Origin of the sequence: Thalassospira xianhensis MCCC 1A02616 (assembly GCF_003326475.1) — a bacterium.
In the GTDB taxonomy this organism is placed as follows: Bacteria; Pseudomonadota; Alphaproteobacteria; order Rhodospirillales; family Thalassospiraceae; genus Thalassospira; species Thalassospira xianhensis.
The window spans coordinates 1-3,797 of record NZ_JPWA01000077.1 but is presented as its reverse complement, the minus strand read 5'-3'; the positions used below and the strand labels follow the sequence as shown (position 1 = coordinate 3,797).

The window sequence follows — 3,797 nt, the reverse complement described above, 5'->3', positions numbered from 1 at the left end:
GGGTGCGACGCCCGAGCCGTTGAGATACATGACACCGATCAGGTTGATCGCCCCGGCATGGTTTTGGTCGGCGGCCTTGCGGGCCAGTTCCATCGCGCGGGTGAAATCCTGCGGCACGCCATTGCCATAATAGGCGGCCAGCGCATCGGCAAAGAGCGGTTCGGTATCGGGTGCCGGGGCAATTGCCGCTGGTTCGGATGCGGGAGCCGGGGCTGGAGCTGGAGCAGGTTCGGTCTCGATGGGGCTGGAGGCAAAGCGTTCGGTTATCTTGCCGTTGGCATCCATGGTCCGGTTGGTGAAGGGGCAGGGTTCTGATGCCGGGTAGGTCGCAATCGCGTCGCCCTCGGCCAGAACCGCGATGGCCGGGGCGTAACCCTGTTTGGCAGCGCAATTGTACCAGCCTTCGGCTTCTTCGAAGGCATCAAAGAAAAGGAATTGGCTTTCGAGATATTCGGCCAGGGCAAACTGGGCGGCGGGATCGCCATTCATGGCGGCGTCGCGCAGGGCATCTTCATCGAAAGTCCCGGAGGTCGGATCAGCGGGTTTTGGATCGTCGGCGGTGTAACCGGCCCCGGTGTAATAGCATTCGCCGGTTTCGCTGATGTCGAAATCGGCATCGATGCTTTGAAGCTGATCGATGGCGATCTGGTCACCCTGAAGGGCGGCGCATTCAAGCAGGCGGGTGATGGTGAAATGTTCATCATCGTCAATCTCGCCGTCCTCGGCATAGTCGTAAGACAGCGCGGCGCCCAGTATGCGCTGGGCCTCGGCATCGCCTGCGTAGGACTTGCGCCAGTATTCCCGGATCAGGGGATCATCATCGGTGTTCTGGGCGATTTCCGCAGGGGTGGCCAGTGTTGGGGTGGCGAAGGACGCCAAGGCCGGGGCCATTGCAGACAGGCCCAAAGTGCCCGCGAAAACAAGTGATGCGACATACGGGAACCGGGACATTGGTGCTCCATTCAAATTGCCCGGCCCTGTCACGGTCGGTTGAGACGGATTTTGACAATATTTCAACGATATCGGCAACCGGGAATTGAAGGGAACGCGATATGGCACTGAGCGACATCGCACTTTGTGCGCGTGCATTGGTGATGATCGGGACGGCACCGATTGTTTCGTTCGAGGATGATACCGCCGAGGCCGAGGTGGCGGGGATGCTGTATCCGGCCATTCGGGACGGGATGCTGGCGGCGTATCCGTGGCGGTTTGCGGCAAGGGGCGCGTGGCTGGCGCGGATGGAAAGTGAGGACGTTTTGGGCGCTGGCGAGGGCATGTTTGTCCTGCCCGGGGATTTTATCCGGTTGCTGTCGCTTGAGACGGAGGGCGGGGCGGTGCCGGAATTTGAGCTGGTGCAGGGGGCGGTGAGGTGTGCGTCGGATCGAGCGTATCTGCGCTATGTCGGGCGAATGGTGGAGGGGGCGTTTCCCGCCTTTTTTGATCTGGCGCTGATTATGCGGCTGGCGGCGGAGTTTTGTGTGCCGCTGACCGAAAGTACGTCGCGGGCGGAATATCTGTTTAAACGCGCCGAAGACCAGTTTCGAAGTGCCCGGCTGGCCGATGCGCAGCAATCAACCCCGCGGGCGATTGGCGATTTTACCCTGATCGCGGCGCGGGGATAGGGATTTTGGGGCGAGTGGTGAAGGGGGACGGGATATGGCGCGCAGGGTTCTGGAAAAGACGACATTTTCGACCGGTGAACTGGCGCCGGAATTGTGGGGGCGGTCGGACTTGAATGCCTATGGCAATGGGGCCGCACGATTGCGCAATGTGTTTATCGAGCCATCGGGCGGGGTGCGCAGGCGGCCTGGTATTGCGCTTGTCGATGCGCTGTCCGGCCCGGTGCGGTTGATCGCGTTCGAGTTCAATACCGAGCAGACCTATCTGCTGGTGTTTGGCGATTATCAGGGCACGGTGTATCGCGACGGGGTGGCGATTGTCGGGTTTGAAACGCCGTTCGGAATTATCCATCATGCGCTTCTGAACTGGACGCAAAGTGCCGATACGTTGCTTGTCACCCATCCGGAGGTCGAGCCGATGCGCCTGACGCGCAAGGGGTCGGGGGATGGGGGTGGTGTTTGGGAAATGACAAACTGGGCGTGGCGGGAAACGGCGGTGAAGCGGTTTCAGCCCTACTATAAATTCGGTGATCCGGCGGTTTCGATCACGCCATCAGGGACCAGTGGCACGATCAGCATCACCGCCAGTTCGGCCCTTTTTGAGGCCGGGCATGTCGGGACGCGCTGGCGCATTCAGGGGATTGAGGGGGAGATTGCGGGGGTTTCGAGTGCGACACTGGCAACCATTGCCTTGAAAGAGGCCCTTCCGAATGCCAGCACGACACAGGATTTTGAGGAACAGGTGTTTTCGTCCGTGCGTGGTTGGCCGCGCAGCGTGACGTTTCATCAGGACAGGATGGTGATTGGCGGATCGCGGGATTTGCCCAACCGGTTGTGGATGTCGAAATCGGGGGATCTGTTCAATTTCGATCTGGGCGAGGGACTGGATGACGAGGCGATTGAATTTGCCCTGCTGGCCGATCAGGTCAATGCGATTACCGGCATTTTCGCCGGGCGCCATTTGCAGGTTTTCACCAGCGGGTCGGAATGGATGGTGACGGGGGACCCGTTGACGCCAGCCAATATTCAGGTCACGCGCCAGACCCGTATTGGCAGCCGGGCGGATCGGACGGTGCCGTTGGTCAATGTCGATGGCGCGACGATCTTTGCCGCGCGCAGCGGCCGGGAATTGCGCGAATTTCTGTTTACCGATGTCGAGCAGGCTTATGGGGCGGCGGATTTGGCGCTTTTATCGCGCCATCTGGTGCAAGGCCCGGTGGATCAGGCGTTTGATGCCGATCATCGGCTTTTGCATGTGGTGATGGGCGATGGCAGCCTTGGCACATTAACGCTTTATCGCAGCGAGGCGATCACCGCCTGGTCGGCGCAAAGTGTTGAGGGGGCGGCATTTCGTGCCGTCGCGGTGGCGGGCGGGCAGGTTTACCTTTGCCTTGAGCGGAACGGGAAATTTTACCTTGGCCGGTTTGATGAGGGTTGCGGGCTTGACCTTTCTATCACTGCACAAGTGACCGAGGGCGAAAGCCCGCGCCGTCATTGGGGCGGGTTTGATGATCTTGAAGGTGTGACGCTGGCCGTCTGGGCCGATGGTGTGCTTTACCGCGATATCACGGTTTCGGGCGGCACGGTCAGCCTGCCCGACGCGGTTTCAAAGGTCGTGGCGGGATTGCCGTTTACCCATGAAATTGCCGCCCTGCCACCGGCCGGGTCGGATGGCACGCGGGCACATGGGGGCAATGCGCTTCGGCTTGTGTCGGTGACGTTCCGGGTGCGCGAAACCGCACAGTTACGCGTCGATACCGGGCGGGGATTGCGCGATGTGGCATTGGGACGAGGCCGGAGCGAGGACGCGGCCTATAGCGGGGATGTGACATTGCGGGCCCTTGGCTGGCGGCGCGGCAGTGCCGGGCGGGACAATGATGGATTATGGTGGATCGCCGGGGATTTTCCCCGGCCTTTTTTATTGCTGGGTGTCGCCAGCGAATTGGGGGTGAATGACTGATGGGCGCGTTTGCATCCTATGCACCAATGGCACTTTCTGCCCTGCAAACCGGGCAGCAGATTTCATCAAACCGGGCGGATCAGAAAAGCCGCACGGCACAGACCGAAGCCAACCGGCAGGCCGATATTGCCAGCATCAATGCCAGCGAGACGGAACGCGCACGCGAACGGGCCGAGGAATTGCGCATCCGCCAGGCAAGGCTTCGGGCACGCCAAGGG

At 60.9% G+C, this 3,797-nt stretch carries 3 protein-coding genes and 1 pseudogene; 3 read left to right on the top strand and 1 reads right to left on the bottom strand.

The features are described from left to right. Positions 1-951: tetratricopeptide repeat protein (locus TH5_RS25000; protein ID WP_167443665.1), on the bottom strand; the 951-nt coding region annotated here is incomplete at its 3' end. Between the two features lie 101 nt (positions 952-1,052). On the opposite strand from TH5_RS25000, the gene TH5_RS24995 reads away from it, so the two are divergent. The 3 genes and pseudogenes from TH5_RS24995 to TH5_RS24985 all read left to right on the top strand — a co-directional run. After that, positions 1,053-1,622 carry a phage connector family protein gene (locus tag TH5_RS24995; protein ID WP_114124126.1) on the top strand — a complete coding sequence of 190 codons (570 nt, stop codon included), beginning with the start codon at positions 1,053-1,055 and terminating at the stop codon, positions 1,620-1,622. Between the two features lie 34 nt (positions 1,623-1,656). Continuing rightward, positions 1,657-3,579 carry a phage tail protein gene (locus TH5_RS24990; RefSeq protein WP_114124125.1) on the top strand — a complete coding sequence of 641 codons (1,923 nt, stop codon included), beginning with the start codon at positions 1,657-1,659 and terminating at the stop codon, positions 3,577-3,579. Continuing rightward, positions 3,579-3,797 (top strand): annotated as a pseudogene (locus TH5_RS24985) (hypothetical protein); the annotation flags it as partial. The gene TH5_RS24990 and the pseudogene TH5_RS24985, both read left to right, overlap by 1 nt.